At 65.6% G+C, this 26,724-nt stretch carries 20 protein-coding genes; 7 read left to right on the top strand and 13 right to left on the bottom strand.

Annotation, left to right across the window (positions count from 1 at the left end):
- The first annotated feature begins 1 nt into the window (after position 1).
- The 3 genes from C936_RS0112395 (at position 2) to C936_RS0112385 (ending at position 4,190) form a co-directional block, all read left to right on the top strand.
- Positions 2 to 2,323 (top strand): nitric oxide reductase activation protein NorD, encoded by a 2,322-nt coding sequence (locus C936_RS0112395; protein ID WP_018649349.1) that lies wholly within the window; start codon positions 2 to 4, stop codon positions 2,321 to 2,323.
- A 59-nt stretch (positions 2,324 to 2,382) separates the two neighbouring features.
- Positions 2,383 to 3,360, top strand: a complete 978-nt coding sequence (locus C936_RS0112390) for a LysR family transcriptional regulator (protein WP_018138841.1) — start codon at positions 2,383 to 2,385, stop codon at positions 3,358 to 3,360.
- Positions 3,361 to 3,623: 263 nt separating this feature from the next.
- A complete protein-coding gene (locus C936_RS0112385; RefSeq protein ID WP_018138840.1) occupies positions 3,624 to 4,190 on the top strand; it encodes an SgcJ/EcaC family oxidoreductase in 567 nt (188 codons plus the stop codon).
- Positions 4,191 to 4,245: 55 nt separating this feature from the next.
- Here the strand turns inward: C936_RS0112385 and C936_RS0112380 are convergent, their stop codons facing one another.
- From C936_RS0112380 to treY, 3 genes are read right to left on the bottom strand one after another with little or no spacing between them, the layout of a single operon-like run.
- Positions 4,246 to 6,063, bottom strand: a complete 1,818-nt coding sequence (locus C936_RS0112380) for a glycoside hydrolase family 15 protein (RefSeq protein WP_018174427.1) — start codon at positions 6,061 to 6,063, stop codon at positions 4,246 to 4,248.
- A gap of 4 nt (positions 6,064 to 6,067) precedes the next feature.
- Complete coding sequence (treZ, locus tag C936_RS0112375; protein WP_018174428.1) at positions 6,068 to 7,846, bottom strand: malto-oligosyltrehalose trehalohydrolase; 1,779 nt, start codon at positions 7,844 to 7,846, stop codon at positions 6,068 to 6,070.
- Entirely contained in the window at positions 7,843 to 10,503 is a 2,661-nt protein-coding gene (treY, locus tag C936_RS0112370) for a malto-oligosyltrehalose synthase (RefSeq protein ID WP_018174429.1), read from the bottom strand. The genes treZ and treY overlap by 4 nt, the downstream gene beginning before the upstream one ends.
- A gap of 330 nt (positions 10,504 to 10,833) precedes the next feature.
- Between treY and C936_RS0112365 the strand changes: the two genes are divergently transcribed.
- Positions 10,834 to 11,316, top strand: a complete 483-nt coding sequence (locus C936_RS0112365) for a hypothetical protein (protein ID WP_018174430.1) — start codon at positions 10,834 to 10,836, stop codon at positions 11,314 to 11,316.
- Positions 11,309 to 12,307, top strand: a complete 999-nt coding sequence (locus tag C936_RS0112360) for a phosphotransferase (protein WP_018174431.1) — start codon at positions 11,309 to 11,311, stop codon at positions 12,305 to 12,307. The genes C936_RS0112365 and C936_RS0112360 overlap by 8 nt, the downstream gene beginning before the upstream one ends.
- Before the next feature lie 42 nt (positions 12,308 to 12,349).
- Here the strand turns inward: C936_RS0112360 and ettA are convergent, their stop codons facing one another.
- From ettA to C936_RS0112330, 6 genes are all read right to left on the bottom strand, one after another.
- Complete coding sequence (ettA, locus tag C936_RS0112355; protein WP_018174432.1) at positions 12,350 to 14,017, bottom strand: energy-dependent translational throttle protein EttA; 1,668 nt, start codon at positions 14,015 to 14,017, stop codon at positions 12,350 to 12,352.
- Positions 14,018 to 14,393: 376 nt separating this feature from the next.
- On the bottom strand, positions 14,394 to 14,696 hold the full coding sequence (locus C936_RS0112350) for a hypothetical protein (protein ID WP_018174433.1): 303 nt from the start codon (positions 14,694 to 14,696) through the stop codon (positions 14,394 to 14,396).
- Positions 14,697 to 14,699: 3 nt separating this feature from the next.
- Positions 14,700 to 16,796 (bottom strand): S8 family serine peptidase, encoded by a 2,097-nt coding sequence (locus C936_RS0112345; RefSeq protein WP_018174434.1) that lies wholly within the window; start codon positions 16,794 to 16,796, stop codon positions 14,700 to 14,702.
- A 235-nt stretch (positions 16,797 to 17,031) separates the two neighbouring features.
- Entirely contained in the window at positions 17,032 to 17,220 is a 189-nt protein-coding gene (locus C936_RS0112340) for a YqaE/Pmp3 family membrane protein (protein ID WP_018174435.1), read from the bottom strand.
- Positions 17,221 to 17,750: 530 nt separating this feature from the next.
- Positions 17,751 to 18,377 (bottom strand): isochorismate family cysteine hydrolase YcaC, encoded by a 627-nt coding sequence (gene ycaC, locus C936_RS0112335; protein ID WP_018174436.1) that lies wholly within the window; start codon positions 18,375 to 18,377, stop codon positions 17,751 to 17,753.
- 70 nt (positions 18,378 to 18,447) lie between these two features.
- On the bottom strand, positions 18,448 to 19,320 hold the full coding sequence (locus tag C936_RS0112330) for a pirin family protein (protein WP_018174437.1): 873 nt from the start codon (positions 19,318 to 19,320) through the stop codon (positions 18,448 to 18,450).
- 109 nt (positions 19,321 to 19,429) lie between these two features.
- Here C936_RS0112330 and C936_RS0112325 point away from each other — a divergent pair, with 109 nt between their 5' ends.
- Positions 19,430 to 20,341 carry a LysR family transcriptional regulator gene (locus C936_RS0112325; RefSeq protein WP_018174438.1) on the top strand — a complete coding sequence of 304 codons (912 nt, stop codon included), beginning with the start codon at positions 19,430 to 19,432 and terminating at the stop codon, positions 20,339 to 20,341.
- Between the two features lie 499 nt (positions 20,342 to 20,840).
- On the opposite strand, the gene C936_RS0112320 is transcribed toward C936_RS0112325, so the two are convergent.
- Entirely contained in the window at positions 20,841 to 21,566 is a 726-nt protein-coding gene (locus tag C936_RS0112320) for a helix-turn-helix domain-containing protein (protein ID WP_018138827.1), read from the bottom strand.
- A gap of 297 nt (positions 21,567 to 21,863) precedes the next feature.
- Between C936_RS0112320 and C936_RS0112315 the strand changes: the two genes are divergently transcribed.
- The gene (locus tag C936_RS0112315; protein WP_018174439.1) at positions 21,864 to 22,433 is read left to right on the top strand and encodes a cupin domain-containing protein; all 570 of its coding nucleotides are present in this window, start codon (positions 21,864 to 21,866) and stop codon (positions 22,431 to 22,433) included.
- A gap of 83 nt (positions 22,434 to 22,516) precedes the next feature.
- Here the strand turns inward: C936_RS0112315 and C936_RS0112310 are convergent, their stop codons facing one another.
- The 3 genes from C936_RS0112310 to C936_RS0112300 are packed head-to-tail and all read right to left on the bottom strand — an operon-like array spanning position 22,517 to position 26,723.
- A complete protein-coding gene (locus C936_RS0112310) occupies positions 22,517 to 22,843 on the bottom strand; it encodes a P-II family nitrogen regulator (RefSeq protein ID WP_018174440.1) in 327 nt (108 codons plus the stop codon).
- Complete coding sequence (locus tag C936_RS0112305) at positions 22,840 to 25,974, bottom strand: DUF2309 domain-containing protein (protein ID WP_018649350.1); 3,135 nt, start codon at positions 25,972 to 25,974, stop codon at positions 22,840 to 22,842. Before C936_RS0112305 ends, C936_RS0112310 begins: the two co-directional genes overlap by 4 nt.
- Positions 25,971 to 26,723: a hypothetical protein gene (locus tag C936_RS0112300; protein ID WP_018174442.1), complete on the bottom strand. Its 753-nt coding sequence runs from the start codon at positions 26,721 to 26,723 to the stop codon at positions 25,971 to 25,973. Before C936_RS0112300 ends, C936_RS0112305 begins: the two co-directional genes overlap by 4 nt.
- Between the last annotated feature and the right edge of the window lies 1 nt (position 26,724).

Raw genomic sequence — 26,724 nt, 5'->3', positions numbered from 1 at the left:
GATGAGCGTTCATCTGGAGGACTACCAGGACCTCCTCGACGATCTGGGAAACCACGCCACCGAGGTGCTGGAAAGTTCCTGGCAGGAGGCCAGCCGTGCCTTCAGCGCCAGTGGGCTTAAGCGTTACTACCTTGAAGGGGCCCGCAGTCTCCAGGCCCTGGGGCGCGGTTCCGAGATGGTCGTGGCCTTCGTGCAGGAGGCGCCTGCACTGGCCCAGGAACTGGGCGAGGATGCCGTTGCGGAACTGCTCGGTTCCGCGATCAAGATGTACTCCAAGACCTCCGCGGCGGTCATCACCCTGGTGATCGAGACTAGCCCGGTCGCGGCCCAGCGGCTTGGCGACTATTCGCTGTTCGAGGGGTATCTGCGCCTGCTGGATAACCTGCTGGGGCAGGCGCCGCGTGGTGTGCGGCCGATGCTGGAACACCTGGATGAGCTGCTGACCCACCTGACGCTGGGCGGTCTTCGGCGCTGGGCGACGTGGGGCGCGCAGGCGCACCGCACGGACCTGGAGGGCCAGATTGCCTACTTCGGTCTGGAGTCGCCGGAGTCACGCTCGGTGTTCCAGAAGGAGCGCCGCGGCACCCTGTTCGTGGACGTGCAGCGGCGTATCAACCTCTACTTGCGCTCGCTGTGGGCACGCGATTTCTTCATGCGCCCGACCAGTGGCGACTTCGAGTCGCGCGAGGGGTATCGCCCCTACATCGAGGGCTTCACGATCTTCCTGCCGGACGCCTACGACGATGTCGAGGGCCTCACCGGGCTGGATCTGTATCGCGCGGCGGCCGCGCACGCGGCATCCCATGTGGTGCATACCCGCGAGATGCAGCCGGACGAGGGGCCTCGGGGCGTGGTCGGCATCCTGACCGAGCTGTTCGAGGACGCGCGTATTGAGGCCCTGGCGATCGCGGCGTTCCCGGGCCTGCGCCAGATCTGGGTCCCGCTGCATACCGCCACGGCGGAGGATGGGGACACGGCGCAGGCAGTGCTGGCGCGCACCGCGCGCGCCTTGCTCGATCCGCAATACCACGACCCGCATGCATTCGTGCAGAAGGCGGTGAGCGCGTTTGCGGAACGCGTGGACGACCTTGAGGCCGCAGGGCTGGCCCGCGAGCTGGCCGAGGTGCTGGCACCCGAGTTTCCCGAGCAGGGCTACATGAACCCGGCCAAGGTCGCGCCGGATGTCCTCTATCGCGACGACAACCGCTATCTCTGGAACTTCGGGCGCGAAGAGGAAGAGGCGGAGGTCCTGGCCGCGCATGGCTCCGGGCAGGAGCGTTTCTACGTCACCCCGATGCAGATGATCAATACGTTGGACGTGCCGAACGCCGGCGACGACGCCCAGCAGATCCTGGTGCTGGCGACCGAGTGGTTCCGCGACGGCGAAGACGAAAGCATCAACCAGCAGGAGGGCAAGGAGCCGATCTCGCTGCCGTTCCACTATCACGAGTGGGACTACCAGATGCAGCTGGAGCGGCCGCACTGGGTCACACTGCTGGAGCGGCGCCCGAAGAAGGGCGACATCGAGGAAATCGAGGCCATCTACGACAAGCACAAGCCGCTGGTCTCGCGCCTGAAATTCCTGATCGAGGCGATGCAGCCCCAGGGCGTTCAGCGCATGCGCAAGCAGCCGGAGGGCGACGAGCTGGACGTGAACGCGCTGGTCGAGGCCCAGATTGACGTCCGCATGCGGCGCCAGCCCGACGAGCGCATCTATGTGCGCAATCTGCGTCATGTGCGCGATCTCTCCGTGCTGGTGCTGCTGGATCTGTCGGAGTCGACCAACGAGACGATCGGCGACGGCGAGACAACCGTGGTGCAACTGGCGCGCGAAGCGGCCACGCTGCTGTCCGGCGCGATCTCGCGCATTGGCGACCCGTTCGCGATCCATGGCTTCGCCTCCGACGGGCGCCACGACGTCGAGTACTACCGCTTCAAGGATTTCGACGCCCCGTTCGACGATACCGCGAAGGCCCGCCTCGCCGGGATGCAGGGCCAGCTCTCCACCCGCATGGGGGCGGCCATTCGCCACGCCGGCCAGCAGCTGCACAACCAGGGCACGGCGAAGAAGCTGTTGCTGATCATCACCGACGGCGAGCCGGCGGATACCGATGTGCGCGACCCGCAGTACCTGCGTCAGGATGCGAAGCGGGCGGTGGAGGAGGTTGGGCGCAAGGGGGTGTACACCTTCTGCATGAGCCTGGATCCGAACGCCGACGAGTACGTCGAGCGCATCTTCGGGGCCCAGCACTTCATGGTGCTGGACCAGATCGACCGGCTGCCGGAGAAGCTGCCGATGCTGTACGCGGGTCTCACGCGGTAAACGATACGTCGCGTATGACTCAGTCCCCTACGCCAAAGGAGTCCGGTCTCCCGCAGGTGATGCTCAAGTCGGAGCTGCCGGCGCACCTGATCCGGCATGCCACGCTGCGTCAGCTGCAGGTGTTCGAGGCGATCGTGCGCCTGGGGAGCTTTACCCGCGCGGCGGAAGAGCTGCATCTGACCCAGCCGACCGTCTCGATCCAGATCAAGAAGCTCTCCACGGCACTGGGGCTCCCGCTGTTTGAATACGTGGGGCGCAAGGCCTTCCCGACCGAGGTCGGGCTGCTGCTGTACGACACCTGCCGCGAGATGCTCGGCGCGCTGACCAACCTCGAGATGAAGCTGGCCGAGATGCACGGCCTCAAGCGCGGGCGTCTGCGTCTCGCGGTGATCACCACGGCGCAGTACTTCGCGCCCAGCATCCTCGGTCAGTTCGCCCGGCGGTATCCCGATATCGAGCTGTCGCTGGAGGTCAGCAACTTTGACCGGGTGCTGGAGCGGCTGTCGAACAACGACGACGACCTCTACATCATTGGGCATGTCCCCGAGCGGCTGACTGATGTCGCGGTGCACCCGTTCGCGCCCAATCCGCTGGTGGTGATGGCCAGCCGCGACCACCCGCTGGTCGGCCGGCGCAATATCCCGCTCAAGGAGCTGGAGCAGGAGACGTTCCTGATGCGCGAACCCGGCTCGGGTATCCGCGAGGCGACGCTCAAGCTGTTCCAGGAGCACGGGATCAGCCCGCCCGTGCGCATGGAACTGGGCAGCAACGAGGCGATCAAGCAGGCGGTGATCGGTGGTCTGGGGATTGCCGTGCTGTCGCTGCACACCCTGAGTGCCGAGGGGGCCGAGGGCCCGGTGGCGCTGCTGGATGTCGAGCACTTCCCGATCCATCGCCAGTGGCACATCGTCTACCCGAAGAAGAAGGTCCTGTCCGTCGTCGCCCAGACCTTTCTCGACTTCGCCATCCAGGACGAGGCCCGGGTGCGCGGGCAGGTCGAGGACCTGCTGGCCGCGTTCAAGGCCCAGGCCGGCTGAGTGGCGGCCATGACCGGCCCTGAGGGGTCCCTTGGGAAACGCTGATTGATCGGCGTTTCCCTGCGGCACAGGGACGTGCCGCCGGAATCGACCGCCGTAGGCGGTTGATTCCGGAGCAAGCTGCAAACCCCTTTGCCCGTGCAAAGAGATGCAAGACGATGCAGCGCCGCGTGCGCTGAGAAAGCCGGGATGGCTTTATTCAGCGCTTTCTTTAAAATTCACGTTTTACCCGGCCGCCATCGGCCCGAGTGGGAGAACGCGCAGTGAGCACCGTGACCCGTCCGCGTATCAGCGGTACCCAGTTCATCAACGCCGACGAGGCCCCGCGTTCGCGGCTGAGCCTGAGCGCCTCGCACCGCGACCAGCATCACCCGGTGACCGGGACGGGCAGCGATATGCTCGCCGCCGCGATCGATACCCCGCCGAACGAGAGCTGCGTGGTCTGCGCACCCGCCACGCGCCGTCTGGCCGAGGAGTTGTTCGACGCCTGGAATGAAGCCCTGCAGACGGGCGATGCCCGTCGTGTGACCGAGCTGTACGCCAATGACGCGGTGCTGCTGCCGACCGTGTCGAACGTCCCGCGTACCAATCACGCCGAGATCCAGGACTACTTCGAGCATTTCCTCGAGAAGAAGCCCTTCGGCACCATCAACACGCGCAACGTGAAGCTCGGCTGCAACAAGCTGACCGACGCCGGCACCTATACCTTCCGCGTGACCGACGGCAACGAGACGCAGGAAGTCCCCGCGCGCTACACCTTCGTCTACGAGAACCGCGACGGCAAGTGGCTGATCGTGCACCATCACTCGTCGATGATGCCGACCGCCTGAACAGGGTGCGGAGCCGCCCGGACCGCGTTCGGGCTGGATCCCCTGATTCCCGGGTTTAGCGGTCTTGTTGCAGGGCCCGAGCGAGCTTGATGCCGCTCGAGATCAGCCCTACATGACTGAATGCCTGCGGGAAATTGCCGAGGAAGGCGCCGGTGGCCGGGTCAATCTGTTCGGGGAGCAGGCCGAGGGGATTGGTGCGGGCGCACAGCGAGTCGTACAGGGCCTGGGCCTCTTCCAGGCGGCCCTGTCCCAGCAGGTTGTCGACCAGCCAGAAGCTGCACAGGACAAATGCACCCTCGTGCCCGGGCAGACCGTCCGGGGACTCTTCCGGAAGATAGCGGTACAGCAGGCCGTTGCCCGCGCCCAGGCGCCGGATAACGGCCTCTGTGGTGGCGATCATCTTCGGGTGATCGGCCGGGATTACACCGCGTCCCGGCAGGGCCAGCAGGCTCGCGTCGATGCCACCGCCGCCCAGGTGCTCGGTGAGACTCCGAAGCTCGGGGTCCCAGGCCTGGTCCAGGATTGCCTTGCGGATTTGTCCTGCCTCGGAACGCCACAGGTCGCTGTTGCCTGCCATGCCATTGTTATCGGCCAGGGCCGCTCCACGCTCCAGGGCGACCGCACACAGGGCGGCGGAGTAGGTAAAGGGACGGCCGGCGGTGCGGACTTCCCAGATGCCATGGTCGGGGTTCTTCCACTCCTTCTCGGCGGCTTCGACCAGTCGCCGCAGGCGGCTCCACAGGTGCTCATCCAGCATCCCGCCCCAGCGCTCCCACCGATAGGCGCAATCGAGGATCTCTCCGAATACGTCGTGCTGGCGCTGCTCCACCGCACCGTTGCCCCAGCGTACAGGCGCTGAGCCTCGGTAGCCCTCCAGTTCGGGATCGATTCGCTCCGGCTGCGGCAGGTGCCCGTCTACGTCATACAGCACCCGTGGCCAGCCCGCGCGATCCACCGCGTCCAGGGCCCAGCCGATAAAGCCCGCGGCCTCGTGGGTCATGCCGATATCGCTCATGGCATACACGGAAAATGCCGCATCGCGTATCCATGCGTAGCGGTAATCCCAGTTGCGCGGGCCGCCTATTGCTTCCGGCAGGGACGAGGTCGGCGCGGCGATCATCGCTCCGGTCGCGGTGTAGTCCATCAACTTGAGCGTGACGGCCGAGCGCCGGACGAGGTCCGCGCAGGGGCCTTCATAGTGGAAATGGGTCATCCAGCGCCGCCAGACCTCCAGCGTGGCCTCGAGCAGTTCCTCGGGTGTGCGGGCCTGGAAACGGTGCGTGTGCGGGCCCCAGCCCAGGATCAGGTAGTGCTGGTCTCCGGCCTCGAGTTCGTGCTCGCTGTCGGTGTCCTCCAAGGGCAGCGACGAGCTCAGCGACAGCTCCAGTTCCGGCTGGCGGTACAGCGACAGGCCCAGGCCGGCACCGTGTGGATACGCCTTCGCACCTCCCCTGGGTGCGATCCTGACCCGCAGCCGCACGCGGCCTTCCAGCACCTCGATCCGCCGGAGCAGTTCGTTGCGCCCTGCCGGCGCATCCTCGGACAAGTCGGCCCCGGCGCGCAGGGGCAGACAATCAGTGACCCGGATGCGTCCTTCGGGGCCGGTCATCTCCGTGATCAGGACCGCAGTGTCGGGCATATAGCGCTGGTGCGAGGCGACCAGGGGCTCCGGGGCCACGGTGAAGTCACCGCCTCGCTGGTGATCGAGCAGAGCGCAGAACAGGGGCTCGGAATCGAAGCGGGGCACGCACATCCAGGGGATGGACCCGTCGCGCCCCACCAGGGCGGCAGTCGTGCAATTGCCTATCAGGCCGTGTTCTTCGATGGGCAGGTAGCCCTCGGCACGGGATATGGGGCGGTCGGATACCGTCACGGGCTCACTCCCTCGACATGGGATGTTGGCAAGACATACCGGGCGGATCGCCCGGTTCCATAATCACGACGGAGGCGCCGGGCAGGTCCAGGTTTTCCTGCCCGATCACGATCTCCGCTTCGGATCGCAGCAGCAGGCGTGATCGTGCGGTCCCGGGGCATGCCAGGCGTTGCGCATCGGGGTGCAGGTTGCACGCGACCAGCAGTCCCGGCCGGTGCATCACGAACCATCGGGCTGTCTCGTCGAAGTATGCGTCGATGGCATCCAGGCGATCATCGCTGAAGGCCGGGTGGGTGCGGCGCAGGGCGATCAGCGCCTGGTACCAGCGCAGGATCGCGGCATGTCGCGGCTGTTCGCGTTCGTCCCAGTCCAGTCTCGATCGTTCGAAGGTCTCGCGGGCCTGCGGGTCCGGGATGTCGCCCGGATCCCCGACGAAGGCGGCGAACTCGCGCCGCCGACCCTCGGTGACTGCCTGGCCCAGTTCCGGGTCGGTGTGATCCGTGAAGTACAGAAAGTGGCTCGAGGCGCCCCATTCTTCGCCCTGGAACAGCATTGGTACGAAGGGGCTGGTCATGACCAGGGCCGCCCCGACCTTGAGCTGGCCGGGGGAGACCAGTTCGCTGATGCGTTCTCCGTTGGCGCGGTTGCCGATCTGGTCGTGGTTCTGCAGGCAACCGACGAAGCGCCGTCCCGGCTGGTCCGCCGCGGGGCGGCCGTGCCGCCGGCGGCGGAAGGGCGAATAGCGGCCGTCGTTGGCGAGGCCGCGGGTCAGCACCCGGGCCAGGTCGGCCAGCCCGCGAAAGTCCATGTAGTAGCCGTCGGACTCGCCGGTCAGTGCGGTGTGCAGCGCGTGATGGAAATCCTCGTTCCACTGGGCGTCCAGCCCGTAGCCGCCGGCCTCGACCGGCCACGCCACGCGCGGGTCGTTGCGGTCGTTCTCGGCGATCACCACCAGGTGCCGGCCGAGCTGCCGCCCGAGGCGCTGCACCTCGCCGGCGAGCTGCTCGAGGAAATGGGTGGCCGAGGTGTCGACGATCGCGTGCACCGCGTCGATGCGCAGGCCGTCGATGTGATAGTCGCGCAGCCACATCAGGGCATTGTCGATGAAGAACCGGCGCACGCTGTCGCTGTCCGCGCCGTCGAGGTTGACCGCGTCGCCCCACGGGGTGTGGTAGCGGTCGGTGAAGTAGGGGCCGAACTGCGCCAGGTAGTTGCCGTCCGGCCCGAGGTGGTTATAGACCACGTCCAGCAGCACCGCGATGCCGCGGCGGTGGCAGGCGTCGACCAGGCGTTTCAGGCCGTCGGGACCCCCGTAGGCATGGTGCGGGGCATACAGGTCGACCCCGTCGTAGCCCCAGCCGCGGGCGCCGGGAAACGCGGCCACCGGCATCAGCTCCAGGTGGGTGATGCCGAGTTCGGCCAGATGGCCGAGGCGGTCGATCACGCCGTCGAAGCTGCCCTCCGGGGTGAAGGTGCCGACGTGGATCTCCTGGATCACCGCCGCGGCCAGCGGCGGCGCCTGCCAGCCGGCATCGTTCCAGACGAAGCGGGAATGGTCCAGCCAGCGCGACGGGCCGTGCACCCCCTGCGGCTGCCAGCCGGAACGCGGGTCGGGGAACGGCCCGTTGCCGTCGACGCGAAAGGCGTAGTCGCTGCCATGCACCAGCCGCGAGGTCTGCAGCGACCACCAGCCCTCGCCCTGGCGGTCCATCGGCATGCGGCTGCCGCCGCACTCGAGCTCGACCTGGTTCGCCTGCGGGGCCCAGACGCGCACGCGGGTCATGCGGTTTCCTCCTCGCGTTCGAGCAGTGCCACCGGAAACGCATCGAGGAGCTCGGCCACCGACCGGTCGCCGCCCTCGAAGGTCTCGCCCGAGAGGCGGTTGTGCCAGACGCCGGGCGGCAGCCCGAGCCGGGTGTCGCGCCAGTCGCCCCCCAGCCCGAGCACTAGGCGCGGCACCAGCACCAGCGCGCCTTCCCCGCGCAGATAGGCCACTGCATACCCGGCGCGCTCGCCGGTGACCCGCAGCGGGGTGTAGGCCGCATCCGGCCGGAACCATTCCGGATGGCGGTGGCGCAGGGTCAGCGCCTGGTGCACCACCCACTGCTTGGGCAGGCCCTCGTCGGCACGGGCACTGATCTGCGCCGGGGTCAGGTGACCGAGCTCCTCCAGCAGCCGGGCCCGGGTCACGAAGTCCACCGGACGGCGGTTGTCCGGATCGACCAGGCTCAGGTCCCACAGCTCGCTGCCCTGGTAGAGGTCCGGAACCCCCGGCGCAGTGAGCTTGATCAGGGTCTGGGCCAGGCTGTTGGTGCGACCGGGGCCGATCAGCGGTTGCAGAAACGACTCCAGCGCGTTGCGAAATCCTGCATCCTCCAGCGTCCCCCTCACGAACTCGCGCAATGCCTGCTCGTAGTCCTCCTGGGGGTGGGTCCAGCTGCTGTACTGCTTGGCCTCGCGCGCGGCCTTTTCCATGTAGGCCGTCATGCGCTCGGCATCGATCGGCCAGGCGCCGACCAGCGTCTGGTAGAACAGGTATTCGGTGGCCGGTTCCGGCCAATCGCCGCTGCGGTAGCGGGCGTTGTGTCGCATCCAGCTGCGCGTGGCTTTTGCCCACGCATCCGGGATCTCGGAGAGCAGCACCAGGCGCGCGCGCACGTCTTCACTGCGTTTGGTGTCGTGGGTGGAGGTGGTAAGCATGGTCTCCGGGTGACGCGCGTGTACCAGGGCGCAGGCCTCGTGGAATGCATCGACCGATATGCCGAAACGTTCCGGGTCGCCACCGACCTCGTTGAGCGCCGTCAGGCGGTGGAAGCGGTACAGCGCGGTGTCCTCGACCCCCTTGGCCATCGCCGGCCCGGTCAACTGCTGGAAGCGCAGGGCGAGTTCGTTCTCGCGCTCGCCGGGGATGCGCAGCAGGAGCAGGTCGCGCAGGAACTGCAGCAGCTCGCTGTCCAGCTCCGGACGGCGTTCGCCCGCCTGGTGGATCGCGGCGTCTACATAGTCGACGTCGGTCGCCGCCACTGAGCCTTCACGCGGGCTCACGTAGGTGCGGTAGACGGGGAAGCAGGAGGCTGTCTCCAGCAGGGCCAGGTGCAGCTCGTGGCGCGTATAGTCGCGGTGTCGGCGGTGCAGTTCGCAGATGTCCACGAACAGCGAACTCAGCCGGTTCAGCTCGCTGCCGAGCAGGTCCTTCAGTACCTGCCGCTTGGACTCGTAGACCAGCCCGGCGTAGTCGGCGTGCTCGCCGGTGAGTTCCTCGAACAGCCGCGTCAGCGGAGCCTCGCCCGCCGGGTCCACGAACAGCCCCTGTACGCGGTTGAGAAAGTCGTAGCCGGTGGTGCCGGCGATCGGCCAGTCTCCGGGCAGCTGTTCGCCGGGCTCGAGGATCTTTTCGGCGACGATCCAGGCGCCCGGGCAGGCCCGCCCCAGCTGACTGAAGTACTGCCCCGGGTCGCGCATGCCGTCGGGGTGGTCGATCCGCAGGCCATGCACCGAGCCTTCCTCTACCCAGCGGAGCGGTAGTGCATGTACTGCCTCGAAGACCTCTTCCTGCTCCTGGCGCAGGCCGGCCAGGTCGTTGATGTCGAAGAACCGCCGATAACCGAGATCGCGTCCGGCGGTACGCCACCAGGCCAGGCGGTAGTTCTGTTTCTCGATCAGTGCATCCAGGGCATCGGGCCGCGTATTGATCTGTTCCACCTCGGCCTCGATGGCCGCGGCGGCCGCCGGATCCTGCCGGGTGGTGTTGTCGAGGAGTTGACGGATGACGTCCTGATCCCGGTGGCGCCGAGACGCCGCGTCGCGGGCGGTCAGCCATGGCTGCGGCAGGCGCGCGCAAGACTCCGCGAGAAAGCCCAGCAATTCGATACCCGTGGCGCGGTACGCGCGGTGGAGCAGGTCGTTCAGCGAGGACGGGTCCAGCGGGAAGCGGTGTTCGTGACAGGCGAGCTCGAACAGGCCGTCGCCATACTGGAGACGGATCTCGCCAGCCTCCAGGATGCGCCCGTAATGATCGCCCAGCACTGGCAGGAGCACCTTGTTCGGCCAGCGCTCCTCCGATGATTCCCAGTCCACATCGAAATACATCGCAAACGGGCTGGAGGGGCCATTCTCCAGTACATTCCACCACCACGGGTTCTGGGCTCCGGCCACCGCCATGTGGTTCGGTACGATGTCCAGCACCAGGCCCATACCGGCTTGCTCCAGTGCCGCGCACAGGCGCTGGCGCGCCGGCTCGCCGCCGAGCTCGTCGTTCACCCGCGAGGGGTCGACCACGTCATAGCCATGGGTGCTGCCGTGCACCGCCTGCAGGATCGGAGAAAGGTAGAGATGCGATACGCCCAGCCGGGCGAGGTAGGGGGTCACGCGCGCGGCATCATCCAGTGTGAAGCCGGCGTGCAACTGCAAGCGGCAGGTGGCGGTCCGTTCAGGCTGCACGGGCTGTTCTCCGGGACCGGTTCCGGCAAGGAGAAGCGCCGGGCCGGATTCCGGAACCACCCCTTACAGCGCTACCGAAGGATCTTCGCATCGCCCTCCGCCTCGAGGATCAACCAGCCTCTACTCTGAATATGGACCACATCGCGGTCGAAAGGAACGTATGTCCTGTGTGTCGCGCCCCCCGTTCCACTGGTACGGCCGCTGGCATGAGGACGAGGCGGGCAGAATTCGCTCCGGCATGCAGGTGCAAACGCATCAGCGCCAACCCCGGCTTGCCCGTTGGTACAACCCGGGATACTGTCGGGTTCGGATCAAGAGCAGGGGACACACATGAACCCGAATCGCATCAGGAGCCTGACGGCTGCCACCATTGTGTTCGCCGTGGCCGGCAGCGCCCACGCCACGGGCACCGCGCAGCTCGAGCTGGATGGGCAGTCCCATGATCTCGACGTTCAGGTCTGTGATTTCTCAGGCGAGTCCGACGAAGGTGACCTGCAGACACTCGTTGGCGATGCCGAGACTGAAGATGGCCCGATGCGGGTGTTTGTCTCGCGCAATGAGGTCAGCGGCATGCTGATGCATACGGTCAGCGTGCAGATCGGGGATGTAATGTCGCCGGAGGGCGAGGTGCTGGAGGCCAACCGCAGCCGTTCCGGCGATCAGTGGTTCTCCGCTGCGGACGGTCCCTCCGAACCCCTGATCCGGATCGACGGCGCGGAACTGGTCGCCGAGGGGCTGTTTTCCGATACCGGGATGACGCGGGATCCAGTCGAGGGGCGCCTGACCGCGACCTGCAACGACCCGGGTGTCTGAGCCAGGCCGCGACGGATCGCAGGCGGCGGTCGCCGCTGCAGTATGCGCAGCCACGGGCGCCCGCCGCGCGATCCCCATCGAGCATGTCCAGACGCTCTGGAGCGGCTACGGCGAGATCGTCCGCTATCGTCTGGAGGGGGCGTCCGTTCCCACCGTTATCGCCAAGCACATTGTGTTTCCGGCCAATCGCCGCCACCCGCGCGGCTGGTCAGGGGCGCGGGGGCATGAGCGCAAGCGGCACTCCTATCAGGTCGAGATGCACTGGTATCGCGACTGGGCGGGGCGCTGCCGCGACGCCTGTCGTGTCCCGCGATGCCACCTCGCGCAGGACCTGGGTGATTCCCACCTGATTGTGCTGGAGGACCTGGATGCCGCCGGTTTTCCGCTTCGGCACGATGACCTGTCGGTGGAGCAGGCCGGCGTTTGCCTGGGATGGCTTGCGGCCTTTCACGCGACCTTTCTCAGTGCCAGGCCCTCGGGACTCTGGACTACGGGTACCTACTGGCACCTCGCGACCCGGCCGGACGAATGGGCGGCCATCGCTGATCCCCAACTGCGCGAAGCGGCCCCGAAGCTCGATCAGCGACTCAGTTCGGCGCGCTTTCAGACGCTGGTGCATGGCGATGCCAAGGTCGCGAACTTCTGTTTCAGCGAACGTGGCGATCGGGTGGCCGCGGTGGATTTCCAGTATGTCGGGGGTGGCTGCGGGATGAAGGACGTTGCGTACTTCATCGGCAGCTGTCTGGACGAGGCTGATCAGGAACGCTTCGAGAAGGAACTGCTGGAGGGGTATTTCGCTGCACTGCGCTCGGAGGTTGTCGCCACGCACGGAGGGGGTGTGGACCTGGACGCACTGGAGCAGGAATGGCGCGAGCTGTTCCTGCTGGCCCAGGCGGATTTCCAGCGTTTTCTGGCCGGCTGGAGTCCGGAGCACTGGAAACGCAACGACTACGCCGAGCGCGTGACGCGCAGTGTGTTGGAACGGCTGTAAGGCCAACCGTCCGGACGCGGAGAGCGCCCGGACGGGTTCGCGTCAGGAAGCGAGTCGCTTGTACTTGACCCGATGGGGCTGGTCGGCCTCAGCGCCCAGGCGCTTGTGGCGGTCTTCCTCGTATTCCTGGTAGTTGCCGTCGAAGAACACCACGTTGCCATCCTCCTCGAACGCGAGGATGTGCGTGGCGATGCGGTCGAGGAACCAGCGGTCATGCGAGATCACGATCGCGGAGCCGGGGAAGTCCAGCAGGGCCTCTTCCAGCGCGCGCAGGGTCTCGACGTCCAGATCGTTCGTCGGTTCGTCGAGCAGCAGGAAGTTGCCACCGCTCTGGAGCAGCTTGGCCAGGTGTACGCGGTTGCGTTCCCCGCCGGACAGCTCCTTCATGCGTTTCTGCTGGTCGGTGCCCTTGAAGTTGAAGCGGCCGACGTAGGCGCGTGACGGCATCTGGAAATTGCCGACCTGGATGATGTCCTGGCCGTTGGAGATCTCCTCCCAGACGGTTTTCTCGTCCTGCAGCGCGTCGCGGCTCTGGTCCACATAGGCCAGCTGCACGGTCTCGCCCAGTTCGATCGTGCCTTCGTCCGGCTGTTCCTGTTCGGCGATCATGCGGAACAGGGTGGTCTTGCCGACGCCGTTCGGGCCGATCACGCCGATCAGCGCGCCGCGTGGCACGGAGAACGACAGGCCCTGGTAGAGCACGCGGTCGCCGAAGTTCTTGGACAGGCCGTCCACCTCCAGCACCTTGTCGCCCAGGCGCGGGCCCGGCGGGATGTAGATTTCCTTGGTCTCGGAGCGCTTCTGGTAGTCGGTGGAGGCGATCTCCTCGAAGCGCTTCAGGCGCGCCTTGCTCTTGGCGCCGCGGCCCTTCGGGTTGGAACGCACCCACTCGAGCTCCGACTCCATCGCCTTCACGCGGGCGGCCTCGGCCTTTTCTTCCTGCTTCAGGCGCTTTTCCTTCTGCTCCAGCCACTGTGAGTAGTTGCCCTGGAACGGGATGCCCTGGCCGCGGTCGAGCTCGAGAATCCAGCCGGCCACGTTGTCGAGGAAGTAACGGTCATGGGTGACCGCGACCACGGTGCCCTGGAACTCCTGAAGGAAGCGTTCCAGCCAGGCCACGGATTCGGCGTCCAGGTGGTTGGTCGGCTCGTCGAGGATCAGCATGTCCGGGCTGGACAGCAGCAGGCGGCACAGGGCCACGCGGCGGCGTTCCCCCCCGGACAGGGTCTTCACGTCCGCATCCCACGGCGGCAGGCGCAGGGCGTCTGCGGCGACCTCCAGCTTGCGCTCGAGGTTGTGGCCGTCGGCCGCTTCGATCTTAGCCTCCAGCTCGCCCTGCTTGGCGGCCAGGGCATCGAAGTCGGCATCGGCCTCGGCATAGGCGGCATACACCTGATCCAGCTCGGCCAGCGCCTCCTTGATCGGGGCCACGGCCTCCTCGACATTGCCGCGCACGTCCTTGCTCTCGTCGAGCTGCGGCTCCTGCGGCAGGTAGCCGATATTGATGCCCGGCTGCGGCCGCGCCTCGCCGACGATCTCGGTGTCCACGCCCGCCATGATGCGCAGCAGTGTGGATTTCCCCGCACCGTTGTAACCCAGCACGCCGATCTTGGCGCCCGGGAAGAAGTTCAGGTTGATGTCCTTGAGGATGTACTTCTTCGGCGGGACGATCTTGCCCACACCGTTCATCGTGAAGATGTACTGCGCCATGATGCTCCTGCGACCAATGCGGTTTGAATGAGGGACAGGCCCTTTACGGCCCTTTCTGGGCCCGCACTTTACCATCCCGGCAGTCCGGAGGCGCATGTCCCCTCCTGTCAGGGAGCTGATCCCTGGCTAGGAAGAAGAAGCGCAGTCATTGCCCCTAACCTACGCAAGGCGTACGGCCTGCCTGGCGGATGCCGGTACGGCCGGAACAATGCCGGTACTCGGCGTTAAGCTGGCTGCCGACCTTGGAACGATCTGGACCTGACGAGAAAGCTCGAGACTCCGAATGGAGCCTCCGGTCTTTAACATGGACCGTGCGTTCTCCCCATGTCTTGTGAGGAGCTCGGTGTGCGGAGTCGGCGCGTTATCGTTGCCGCAATTACCGGGGCGTCACTCCAGGCTTGCATCGCCCCTGATCCATCGTGAACTGAACGCCATCCCAGACGAACATTGCCGTGACGGCCGCCATGTCGTCCCGGAGTGCCTCCAGGCGGTATTGAGCGCAGTTTCGGTCGTCCCACCCGGTGAACACGTAGGCCGCAACCGGTTCACCGTGCTCGTCATACTCATAGCCGTGAACATCATTGTTGGCGTCCATCGCGTTCCCCGCGCAGGCGGTAGTGGTCAGGATGAGGGTGGCCGTGAGGGCCACCCGGTTGAAGGTAGGTTTCAGCATCATCATGGCTTAGAACCGGCTGGTGTAGGTGGCAACACCCGCCATATCCGAACCGCTCTGGTGGTCGGGATTGCGGGAGTAGAGCACGTTCAGGTTCAGTCGGCTGTCCACGGACGAGGCGAAGGCATAGCCCAGTTCCACGTCCTGCTGACGACTGCCCGGAGCCAGGCTGGCACTACGCGGGTCACGGATCACATTGCCATCCAGATCCCGGCCCACCGGAACATCGAGTTGCGCGTCGCCGCCCGTGACGCGGAGTGGCTGGCTCACCATGAACACGGCTTCGTGGCGGTCGTGCTCGAAGGTCAGGCCCACGGCGGACTGCTCCGTGGTCAGGCCGTCGATCGAGCGGATCATGCCCGGGCCGCCTGCCACGTCTGCGTGGCCCTGTTCGTAGCGAGCCATCAGCCCGAAGTGCTCGCCCAGCGACAGGTTCGCGCCGACGTTCAGTAGGTTCATGCGGGTCTGGTTGCCCAGCGACAGGGCACCGAAGCCGCGCGAACCCAGCACACCGTTGTCCTCCTGGCGCTGGCCGTAGCCCACTTCCAGTTCCAGGTTGTCGGTTGCATCGAAACGCATCGCGACATCGGTACGCGCCTGACGATAGCCGCGGTACAGGCTGTCATCCTCGCCATCCGCGGAACCAGCCCAATGACCGACATCCACGTTCACACGGTCGCTCATCGGCAACGTCACGCCGAAGCCCGCGCCGGTATCCAGCAGGTGCGACAGACCTCCGGAGCCATCGGACAACATCGCCATCCCGTTATCCGGGCTCCACGGATCCATCAGCGCGGTTTCGCCCTGATGGAAGCCGAAGGCCGACAGTTCCATGAAGCCCGTATCGAAGCGCATTTCACTCGCGCCCAGCGCCCCGCCAGCCGCATGGTGGCTGGTCATGGACAGACCCGGCATGATCTCCGTGGTGATCGGACGCGGGTTCAGGCTGGCCGAAGCAATGCGCTCCACGCGATTCCCAAGACGCTGGCCGTAGGACAGCACCATTTCGCTGTGCCCGGAGAGGTCAAGGGTGTAGTCGCGCCCGAGGGAATCGAACGCCACCGCTCCAGACAATGCCTGGGCATCGAGGCCGGCCCCGAAGTTGGACGACCACGCCACCAGGCTCTCAGCGGGAGCGTAGCTTGCAGTCTCCACCGTCTCGTCCTGGCTAGCCATTGCCAGCTCGCCATCCGGCTTGAGCGCGGCCTCGATGTCGAGGTGCCCCTGGCCGAGGTAGTAAAAGCCGCAGTTCAGGTTCTCGTCGGGTCCGCAGTCGTTACGGTCATACAACTCGGAACCCTGGTCGGCCGTATCGAGCAGGCGGCCGGTCGACTCCTCCGCCGTCAGGTGCGGCCAGCGCGAGTGCATCACGCCCACCGCACCCGCGATGCGCGGAGCCGCCATCGAGGTTCCTGCGAAAGTCCCGGTCGCATCATCATCGGTGTAGCTCGCAGAGGTAAGCCCCTGCCCCTGAGTCACCATGAAGCGCGCCTGAATCCGCTCGTCTTCGCCCGCGTAATTGCTGAACGAGGCCAGGTCGTAGCCATTGCTGGCACCCGCAATAATCAACTGATCCCAGACTTCCGGGGTCCACTCCAGTCCTTCATAGTCCAGAGCGGGCGGATCGTCACCCTCCCCTCGGGAGAGGTTCGTTGCGCTGTTCCCGGCCGACATCACGACCGCCATCCCTGCGCCATCATTGGCCGCCTGAATGCTCTCGACGGTCTCCTCGCGATCCATTGCGCGCCAGATGCTCCCATAGGAAACATTCGCGACCTGCGCGCCGGAGAGCGCCGCGTGTTCCAGCCCCGCGCGAATGTTGTTGCTCCAGGCCGTCCCCGTGTTGCTCACGCGGACCAGTTCCAGCTCCGCATTTCCCGCCACGCCAAACGTAGTACCTGCGGCCAGGGCCGTGACCGGCGTCCCGTGCTGAGAGGGAACCAGGGTGTCATCGCCAAACACCGTGGCTTCCATATCGTCGTCTTCACCAGCAACGTTGTGAGTGCCCGCAATCCGGCCATCAAACTCCTCGTGACTCAGACGGAATTCGTTGTCGAGGACCGCGATCTTTACGGTCTCCCCGCCTTCGACGTAGGTGTAGCCCACATCCGGCGCGGCAGGCCGAACCTGCGAGCTTCCGCCGCCGCCTCCGCCGCTGCTTCCGCCACCGCTCCCACCGCACCCGGTCAGAGCCACGATTGCCGTACTAATGCCGGCTGCTACAAATTTCGTTCCTGAAAAAATCACTTGATGTCCCTCTCGCGCTCATCATCCATGAATCGCCTGAGTAAGCCTGATGCCGAAGGCTACAAAGGCGGGTCTGCCGTATTCGGTTGCTTCGCTAACGCCTCATGGCCGCGCGAATTTTCCGGTCCGTTTTGTACTGATTGAGCGCGTGCACGGACCAGATCACCGCAGGAATCCATCCGATGAGAGTGAGTTGAAGGAAGAGGCAGGCGATCCCGGAGAAAGGACGCCCGATGCTGAATAGCTGCAGCCAGGGTAGAAGAAACGCAAGAATCAAACGCATCTGGCCTCCTGCCGCGTAGTCCCAAGAAAGCGTGACCACCATCACATAATGGCGCCATAATTACCCTAGGCGAACGGAGGCGTATAAACAAGGCTTATGAAGGGTTGGCCATGGGGCCTGCAATGAGTCAGCAGTATCACCATCGATGACGCGTCTGGTTTCGGTCTGACCGGTGCCTAAATGGCTTGTGGAATGGATGAAGTCGTGCTCATGTGGACGGCCGGTGGGGATTGAACCCGCGTCGGCGCAGCAGTGTTTTTTCGAGTTCGACCTGGGTGAAGTGGATCAGGCCGCAGGCGAGGATGTGGGTCCATTATTCGAGCCCGATGTCGGTGGTATTGAAGCCATGCCTCGGGTGTTAATGGCGATGGCGCGGGTGAACTCGTCCGGGACTCCTTGCCATCGCGGCAATCCGGAGGCGCATGTCCCCGGTGATCCCGGAGCTTGTGAACGCCTCCAGGGCGTCAGGTCGTGATGAAAACGGCAAAGGGCGGGCGCCGCGATGGCCGCCCGCCCCGATAGCTCATGGCTCAGGCGTTACGTGCGAAGTAGCTGGTCATCAGGTTGCGGTAGTTGGGGATGTGCTCGGAGAGCAGCGATCCCAGGCCTTCGACATCATTGCGCCAGTCGCGGTGCAGTTCGCAGGCCATCGCAAACCAGCCCATCAGCTGGACGCCGGCGGCCTCCATGCGGGACCAGGCGGAATCGCGGGTGGTCTTGTTGAAGGTGCCCGAGGCGTCGGTCACCACGAACACGTCGTAGCCCTCCTCGATGGCGGACAGCGCAGGGAAGGCCACGCACACCTCCGTGACGACACCGGCGATGATTAGCTGCTTCTTGCCGGTGGCCTTCACGGCAGCCAGGAATTCCTCGTTGTCCCAGGCGTTGATGTTGCCCGGACGCGCGATATAGGGGGCGTCGGGGAACATCTCCTTCAGTTCCGGCACCAGTGGTCCATTGGGGCCGGCCTCGAAGCTGGTGGTCAGGATGGTGGGCAACCCGAAGTACCGGCCGCAGGCCGCCGTGGCCAGCACGTTGTTCTTGAATTCGCTGGGTTCGAAGTCCTGGACCAGCGAGATCAGACCGGACTGGTGATCGACCAGCAGCAGCGCGGCATCGTCCTTGTCGAGGCGGCGGTAGGTGTAGTCGTGATTCATGTCGTTCTCCTTGTGAAAGCCTGCCGGGCAGGCATGAAATGCCGCGACGCGGGTGCGCCGCGGGGTGGGGTCAAGTGGATGGGGCGGAGTGCTGCAGGCGGCCCTCGCGATAGTCGCGGATGGCCTGGCGGATCTCCTCCGGCGTATTCATGACGAAGGGCCCCTGGCCGACGACGGGCTCGTCGATGGGTTCGCCGGACAGGACCAGTACGGTGGCCTCGTTGTTGGATTCGACGATCACCCCCTCGTGCTCCGCGCTCAGCATCACCAGCTGGCCGCCGCGCGCGATCTCGCTGCCGTTCACCTGAACGGTGCCGTGCAGTACCACCAGCATGGAGTTCCAGCCGTGCGGCAGGTCCAGGCGGACCTCGCCGTCGCGCTCCAGGCGCAGGTCCCATACCTGCATCGGGCTGAAGGTGCGGGCCGGCCCTCGCTGCCCGGCATACTCGCCGGCAATGACTCGCAGCCGCCCGGCGGCGTCCGGCAGTGCGATCTCCGGGATGTCGGTGACGCCCAGGTGCTGATAGCCCGGTGCGGTCATCTTGTATCGGGACGGCAGGTTGACCCAGAGCTGCACCATCTCCAGCCGCCCGCCGGTGCGGGTGAAACGCCGGGAATGGAACTCCTCGTGCAGGATGCCGGCACCGGCGGTCATCCACTGCACGTCGCCCGGTCCGATAATGCCGCCGGCCCCGGTGGAGTCGGCATGCTCCACCTCGCCATCCAGCACGATGGTGACGGTCTCGAACCCCCGGTGCGGATGTTCTCCGACGCCGCGCGGCCGGGTCGCAGGTTCGAAATCCATGGGGCCGGCATGGTCGAGCAACAGGAACGGGCTCACGTGGCGGCCGTGACTCTGGTAGGAAAACAGCGAACGCACGGGAAAGCCGTTGCCGACCCAGTGGCGGGGTGGGGCGCTGTATGTACCCAGGATGGTCTTCATGTCGTCCTCCTCGAAAGGCCGTGGTTGGTGACCTGACGAGAATCCTGGCAGCAGGACGGTGGCGCTGGTAGTACGCAAAAATTACACTCACCGTTCCATAATCGGAACGATGAAGATGCAGGACCTCAACGATCTCTACTATTTCGCCCGCGTGGTCGAACACGGCGGGTTTGCCCCAGCTGCACGGGCACTGGGCGAGCCCAAGTCCAAGCTCAGTCGCCGGATCGCGGCGCTGGAAGAACGCCTGGGGGTGCGCCTGTTGCATCGCTCCACCCGGCAGGTCGGCGTCACCGAGATCGGGCGCGTCTACCATGGCTTCTGCAAGGCCATGCTGGTGCAGGCGGAGGCCGCGCAGGACGCTATCGACGGCCTGCGCGACGAGCCCTGTGGCACGGTCAAGCTGAGCTGTCCGGTCGCGCTGCTGGATGCCCGGGTGGCGACCATGCTGGCGGAATACCAGCGCCGTTACCCGCGGGTGCAGCTGCACCTGGATGCGACCAACCGCCGCGTGGATGTCATCGAGGAAGGCTTCGATATCGCCATCCGCGTGGAGCCGCCGCCGCTGGAGGACAGCGAGCTTGTCCTGCGCGTCCTGGCCGACCGGGCCCAGCGGCTGGTGGCGAGCCCCGACCTGCTTCAGCGTGAGGGCTCGCCGCGGGTGCCGGCGGACCTCGCAGACCTCCCCAGCCTCGCACTGAGCCGGCCGCAGGCACGCTACCAATGGCATCTTGTCGGGCCCGACGGTGGCGAGGCCTGGATTGCCCACCAGCCGCGGCTGGTCACGCGCAGCATGACGGCCCTGCGGATTGCCGCCTGCCACGGGGTCGGTATCGTGCAGTTGCCGACCATGATGATGACCACGGAGCTGGCGGATGGCCGCCTGCTGCCGGTGCTGGACGGCTGGGCCCCGCCGCGCGAGATCGTGCATGCGGTGTTCCCGTCGCGGCGCGGTCAGCTGCCGGCCGTGCGCGGGCTGATCGATCATCTGGCCGAAGGCTTTGCCGCTCTCGACGAGGATTGAGGTCCACAGACCGGTCAAGCCATCGTGCGAGCGGCTGTATCGTTCGCTTGTCGCGAGTTATCAGTGCATGGGGTTACCGCCTGGCTGGCAGGCGCGATGCGGCTGAAACGGCCCGGTAGTATCCCTGTTGGTGGGGGTTGAAGCCGCGCCGGCGCAGCTCTGTTTTCTCGAGCCCGACTAGTGTTTCGGGGATCGCAGCGATGATCATGATCAGTATTCGGCCGTTGTCGATAAGGCTCCGGATCCTGGGCACGCTGTCGATGGCTCCGCGTGCGTGTGCGAACGCGGCTCGGTGAGGGTCAGCGGGCAATTGGGTCGGAGTGGGGCAAGCCGTTGCAAAGTACGGTCTGCGCGGGCAAGCCAATCGCGGCCCGTGCTGGGCGTCCCGTTGGGGCCAACCGCTGAGCGAGACATGCTGAAGACTGCCAGCTTTGCGATGGAATACTGGTGGCGACAGCCCGACGGGAATTCGGTAGAGGGACGAGGTCTGGACCGCTGGTCAGTGTTTCAGGTTCATCCCGGTGGTGGCGTCAGGGGCCGTTCTTGTGGGGGGCGACCTTGCCGCCTGTTCGGCAATGACTGACAGCTTCATCCAGCGCCCGATGCTGCGTTCCAGCTCCAGTCTTCCGAGAACCCGAATATCCCTGCGTTCGATGGCCGGCGCGAGGGGGCGCTGGCCGATCCAGACCGGGCCCAGCACCCGCACGGTTGTGGCGATGTACAGGTCGACCTCGAATCCGGGGTCGGACTGGCAGAGGTCGACATCATCGTCTTCGATCAGTAGCCACCAGCGTCGAAGTTCGGGCGGCGCGTCGCTGTAGTCGAACTGGACGACGGTCCGCCCCGAGGGAAGAGCCGCGGTATCGATGCGCCGGCGCATGTCCCACATGAGTACGCCTGCGTCCCAGTCGGGGCCGTCGGCTGCGCTTTCCACCCAGCGCCGCCCCCACAGGCCCATCGAGATGATCACCGGGCCCAGGGCCTCGCCGGCCTCCGTCAGGCGATAGTCCGCGTGTTCTCGGACTACGACGCCGCTCGCAATCAGGTCCCGCAGACGGCGGGCCAGCAGTGCACGCGACATCAGCGGCACGCCGCGATGGATCTCGTTGAAACCTGAGGACCCACTGATCAACTCACGCAGAACCAGCGGGGTCCAGCGCGTTGTCAGGATCTCCGCCGCCTTTGCCACAGGGCAGAACTGACTGTATCCCGTTCGGTCGGTCATGGCGCTTCTCCGCAGCCATTTTCCCAATTATGGCTCCGCCACCGGGTGTTTTCCGGTTCATTTTCTGAACTAGCGGGGTCGGCCTCCGCTTCGCAATGCTGATCTCACGGCGTGCCTTGTCTTGCCGTAACCCATCGCAGCCCAAACCAAGGGGAGCCGACGATGACACTCACATGCGAATCGATCGCCAGTCGAGTCCTTCCACATCAAGCCGCACGGAGTGCGTGTGCGACATACGGCGCCGAGGGTGCCGCTGTCGGGGAGTGCTCGCCCCAAACAGACCCAAAGGAGAATGTCATGAACAATCCCGGATTCCGTGCCAGGACCAGAGCCGCCATATCCCTCACGGCGTTTACGCTGCTGGTGCTCCTGGCCACGCCACTGGCACACGCGGACCCCGATCCGATCACGGCCAAGCCATTGACCGAACGTCACGCCTTTAGCGGCGAAGTCTCGATGCAGATCACGCAGGAGCTCGACGGTTTGCCCAGGAAGACCTTCGACATTGAAGACGCATCGAATGTCAGCGTATTCGAGTTCACCATCCAGCCGGGGGCCGTGTTTCCCTGGCATACCCATCCGGGGACGGTACTCATCATGGTCACGGAAGGTGAATTCGTATTCATGTTCGCGGAGGACTGTGTAAGGCGCGAGCTTGAACCCGGCATGGCCCTGGTCGATCCCGGGGACAGTGTGCACACGGCCTACAACCCCAGCCGGGATGAGCCCACGGTGGTCATTGCCACGCTGCTTGGGGTCCCGGGAGAGGGTCCGCTGACGATGCCCGTCGACGCGGACGACAACTCTGCACTGGACGAGAAGTGCGGCATTGAGCGCACGGGCGAAAACCGGCTCCATGGGCACTGAGGAGGTGATGTTCGGCTACCACGGTCGTGAGGGGGCGTCCGTGGTGGTCGCCGACCCGTGTGCTCAAGGCAAGGCGCTCGATCTCAGCCCTTGAACTTCACCAGGCGGCTGACCTGGATGTCGGAGATGAAGACAACACCGCTGTGCTGGTTGAAGAAGGGCGTGAACCCTTCGAGGATCGGTTCGACCAGTTCTTCGGGGATCGCCGCGATGATCATGATCAGGACTTCGTCCTCGTTGAACATCAGGTGCCCCGAGTGGAAGCCCTGGCTACCCTTGCCGGAGAGATTGCCGATGATGGTGTAGCCCTTGACGCCCGCCCGATCCAGCAGATCGGTGGCAAACGCCTGGTGTTCGCCTTCGAGAATGATCTCGATCTTCTTCAGTGATTTGAGATTCAGGTCGTTCATGCGCGGTTTTCCTCCACGGCAGGTCGGTCGGCCGCATCTTGTGTGGAACGGGGCGGGGGTTCCTCGCGCCAGTCGCCGTCGACGAATCGGTACAGCCGGTCGGTTTCCGGGTCGAGGATGACGCACAGTACCCAGCCATTCGCAATCAGGCTCCGGACCTTGGGCACGTTTTCAATGGCCCGGCGCGCATGGGAGAGCGGGGCCTCGATCAGGGCCAGCAACCGGATCGGGTCGTGGTAGGGCAGCCCGTCGTAGAGTACGGTCTGGGCGGGCAGGCCGGTGCGCAGGTCCGAGAGGTTGCCGGTCATGACCCCGACGCGACAGGCGACGTTATGGTAGGCCTTGCTGCCGGAGCCGTAGCGTTCGTTGTCGACCGCCGAGAAATAGTGCTCCATGTTGATCCACTGGGCGACGATCAGCGGGCCGGTCAGAATGCTTTCCAGCAGTCGGCCTTTGGGGTCGACGCGATAGTCGTAGGAATGCAGGAACGTGCGGCCCTGCAGGTCGCTCGCCGCGGTCAGGTGTCGCCGGCCGATGATGAAGCCCGCATTGCGTGCCAGACCCCATTCGGGGCGCACCTGGGCCCAGTCGACCGTGTTGCGTCGTGCCTGCCGAGCGGCCGTTATGGTATCGGGGGCGTCCTCGAGATCCGGTTCCAGGGTCTGCAGCCGCTCGCGTGCCGTTCGGCGCGTGGCGGCGCGCAGGCCGTTGCGCAGGCGCTCGAGATAGACCAGGTGGCTGGCCGGCAGCAGGTCGAGGTCATGCAGCCGGATCTCGTCGGATGTGGTGTTGTGCATGGCGGGCAGAAACCAGGCGTCATCGGGGATGTCGATGCCCTGGGTTCGCAGCCGCCGTCGAACCTCGGGCTTGTTGCCCATGTGTGCGAGCACTCGCGCGCTGACGATACCGTGGCTGCCGCCGCAGGCGCCGCAGTCCAGGGCCGATTCGTAGGGGTTGTTGTCCGACTGGCTGCCGTGCCCCGTGAGGATGATGAAACGCGAGAACTGTTCGGTCAGGCCGATGGAGCGGAGCGCCTGGGCGACAAAGTAGGCCTGCTCTTCGAGGGAAAAGCCGATTCGTCCCAGTCGCTCGAGCTGCATATGGGCATAGGAACGGTTGATCCGATAGTCGTTCCGCAAGGTCGCGATGAACTCCGACTCCGCACTCTCGCTCAGGCCGAATTCGCGGGCGAAGACGGTCTGTTCGCTGCTGTTTCCCATTGCCGTCTCGCGCAACTCGCGGATCATGGAGTCGGTGATCGCTTCGCGCTCGATGTCGAACTGCTGATGAATCGCCTGGACGATGATGACCCGCTGCTGGGCGCGAACCACCGAATCCGCCTGTTCACGGGTAAGTTTGTCGACCATCAGGCGGGTCGAGGGCTGGTCCGACTCGATCTTGTTGCGCCATCGGTGGTAGGCCGCCGGCGCGACGGTTTTGCCAATCATGTCGAATCCGAAGAGCAGACCAATGGCCTCGACGGTGAAATACGGCGACAGCACGGAGTGCTTCAGGTCGTGCAGCAGGTATTCCGCCGAGGAGTACAGGTCCAGGTCCAGCTGCTCGGCGCCCGTGGTCACCTCCAGCACGAGGTTTTTCGGCGTGACCACGACCGGGCAGAGGTGATCCTCGCTGCCCTTGCCGAGCGCGATGAAGCTCACTGGTACCCCGAAGAAGCCGGCAATGCCGTAGGTCTGGTAGTCGCCGATGGTCTCGAGTTGACGCCGGACACGTTCGGAACGCACGTCGATGCAGAACAGCAGCTGCGCGAACGGGCGTTTTTCGCGCGGTGCGGGCGGGTCGAGTCGCAGGCCGGACAGAACGCTGCGGCGGTAGGTCGCCTCCATGGCCTCCAGCCAGACCATACCCTCGTGCCGCTCGAACTCGCCCAGCTGTTCCAGCACGGCGGCAAGCGGTCCGCGCTCGAGCCCGTCAAACAGCGCGGGATTCCCGGCGAGCGACGCCAGGGCGTGAAGCGCGCGGGCCTGGTCGCGACTTTCCGCGTGGCGTTTGGCCGGCAGGTAATGGTCCAGCTGCCGGGCGATCTCGGCCGGCCTGCCACGCGCGATAACGTCTTCGACGATCTCGGCCTGAGTCGGCAGTATTGCCCCGGTGAACAGTTCGTGGCGCAGGTAGGCCTCGCCGGGTCGCTCGGTCAGGAAGGCCTCGAGCGCCTTGCGGTCACCGGGCAACTTGTGCCGACGGCCATGTTCGCGGATCAGCGACAGCGCGAGCACCAGGCGGATAGCCAGGAAATCGATCAGGTCGGCCGGATGTTCGCGTGCCCAGTGGTAGTGGCTTGCCGTCGAGCGCCAGCGGATGAAGCCGGCCCAGCCGTGCAGGCGAGTCAGTTCGTGAACGATCAGATCGGGCCAGGCCTCTTCGGGGATCCCGATCGCGTCCAGGACATGGGCGATGATCGCCTCGGGACTGTCACACTCCGCCAGGATTTTGTGAGTGTGCTGGCCGCGCAGGAACAGGCGCGGATGGTGATGGACGACACTCTTCCACGCGGCGAACAGGCCTTGTTCGCGGCCGGGCATCTGCCATGCCGACTGACCTTCGTCGAAGTAGTCCAGGCAGATCCTGATCAGCTGTTCGTCCAGCGTGAGCCCGATACGTGTGCCGAACACTGAATCGAGCGCCTCGTAGAGCGGCCGCATAGCCGGAAACGCGGCGTGCAGCCGGTCCGCGAGTATCCCGGTATCCGTCGCAGAGGGTGTGTGTTCGCGACCGTTCAGGGCGGCCGCCACGTCGTCGGCATCGGCGAGCGTGCGCGGCGTGATGACCGGATCATGGCATTCGGTCAGCAGCGTGCAGAGCAGGTCGAGCCCGCCGATCGCCCTAAGGGCCGGGTGGCTCTCAAGAGTGGCATCGACGCGCGCCTCGAGGGTGTCGCGGTCCACGCGGCCTTCGCGGAACAGTCGCTGGTAGTCGGCTCGGGGCAGGAATCCCCGCCCGTGGAACAGCTCTTCACCGCGCCGGATCGCGTCCGGGAACGGCAAGTTCTCCAGCCCGTGAAGCGGGTTGTGATGGATGAAGGTGCGCATGGGCCAGAAGTTGGGAATCGGCTCGGCCGCCATGCGCACCATCGAGCGGATCTTGAGCTTACGTCCGAGGGTCAGCTTCACGGGGCACCTCCAGTCCACAGCAGTCCGGATACCACCAGCAATGCCACCAGTCCGGCGAAGGCCCATATCGATGTGGCCGGCAGGTCCTCGGCGATGGCGCCACTGCGCGGCCCGAACACTGTTCCTTGCAGCAGCCGCGCCCCTGCCCAGCTCCACAGCAACCAGGTCAGCAGGACCCCGAGGGCAACCCCGGGCGTGGCACCACCCAGCAGTGTCAGCAGAGCGAAGAAGCCGGGGAACAGTGGCAGGGCCATTGCGGAGAGCGTGGCTACCACGATCATGCCCGACAGGCGGGGGAGATCCCGCGCCAGCCCGCCATGCAGTCCGGTATAGGCGGTCTCCAGTCGTCGAACAAGCGCATCGCGTACCAGGAGCATCAGCAACGGGGCGGCTGTCATCGCGAGGGCGAAGCCGATCACGTCCGTCTCAGCCGGCCGCTGCAAGGCGAACAGCCACACCAGGGGCCAAGTGGAGCTGGCCAGCAAGGCCGCCCAGCGCCCGACGTCGCGGATGGTCAACAGGCGAAAGGCGTACAGGATCGCACTCAGGGTCGCCCAGACGACAAGCACTCCAGCGAATGGTGCGATATCACCCCACAGGATCAGTGCCACGCCGATCTGCGGCCAGGCCACGAAAAGCGCCACCTGCACGTAGGTGTTGCTGATGCGCGCAGCCAGCGCATTGAACGCCAGGCTCATCGGGAACAGTGGCAGGAAGAATGCCGCGACGAGGATCAGCAGAGCGGACATC

The sequence above is a fragment of the Thioalkalivibrio sp. ALJ4 genome (assembly GCF_000377225.1).
Classification (GTDB): domain Bacteria; phylum Pseudomonadota; class Gammaproteobacteria; order Ectothiorhodospirales; family Ectothiorhodospiraceae; genus Thioalkalivibrio.
This window is presented reverse-complemented; position numbering and strand designations above follow the sequence as displayed.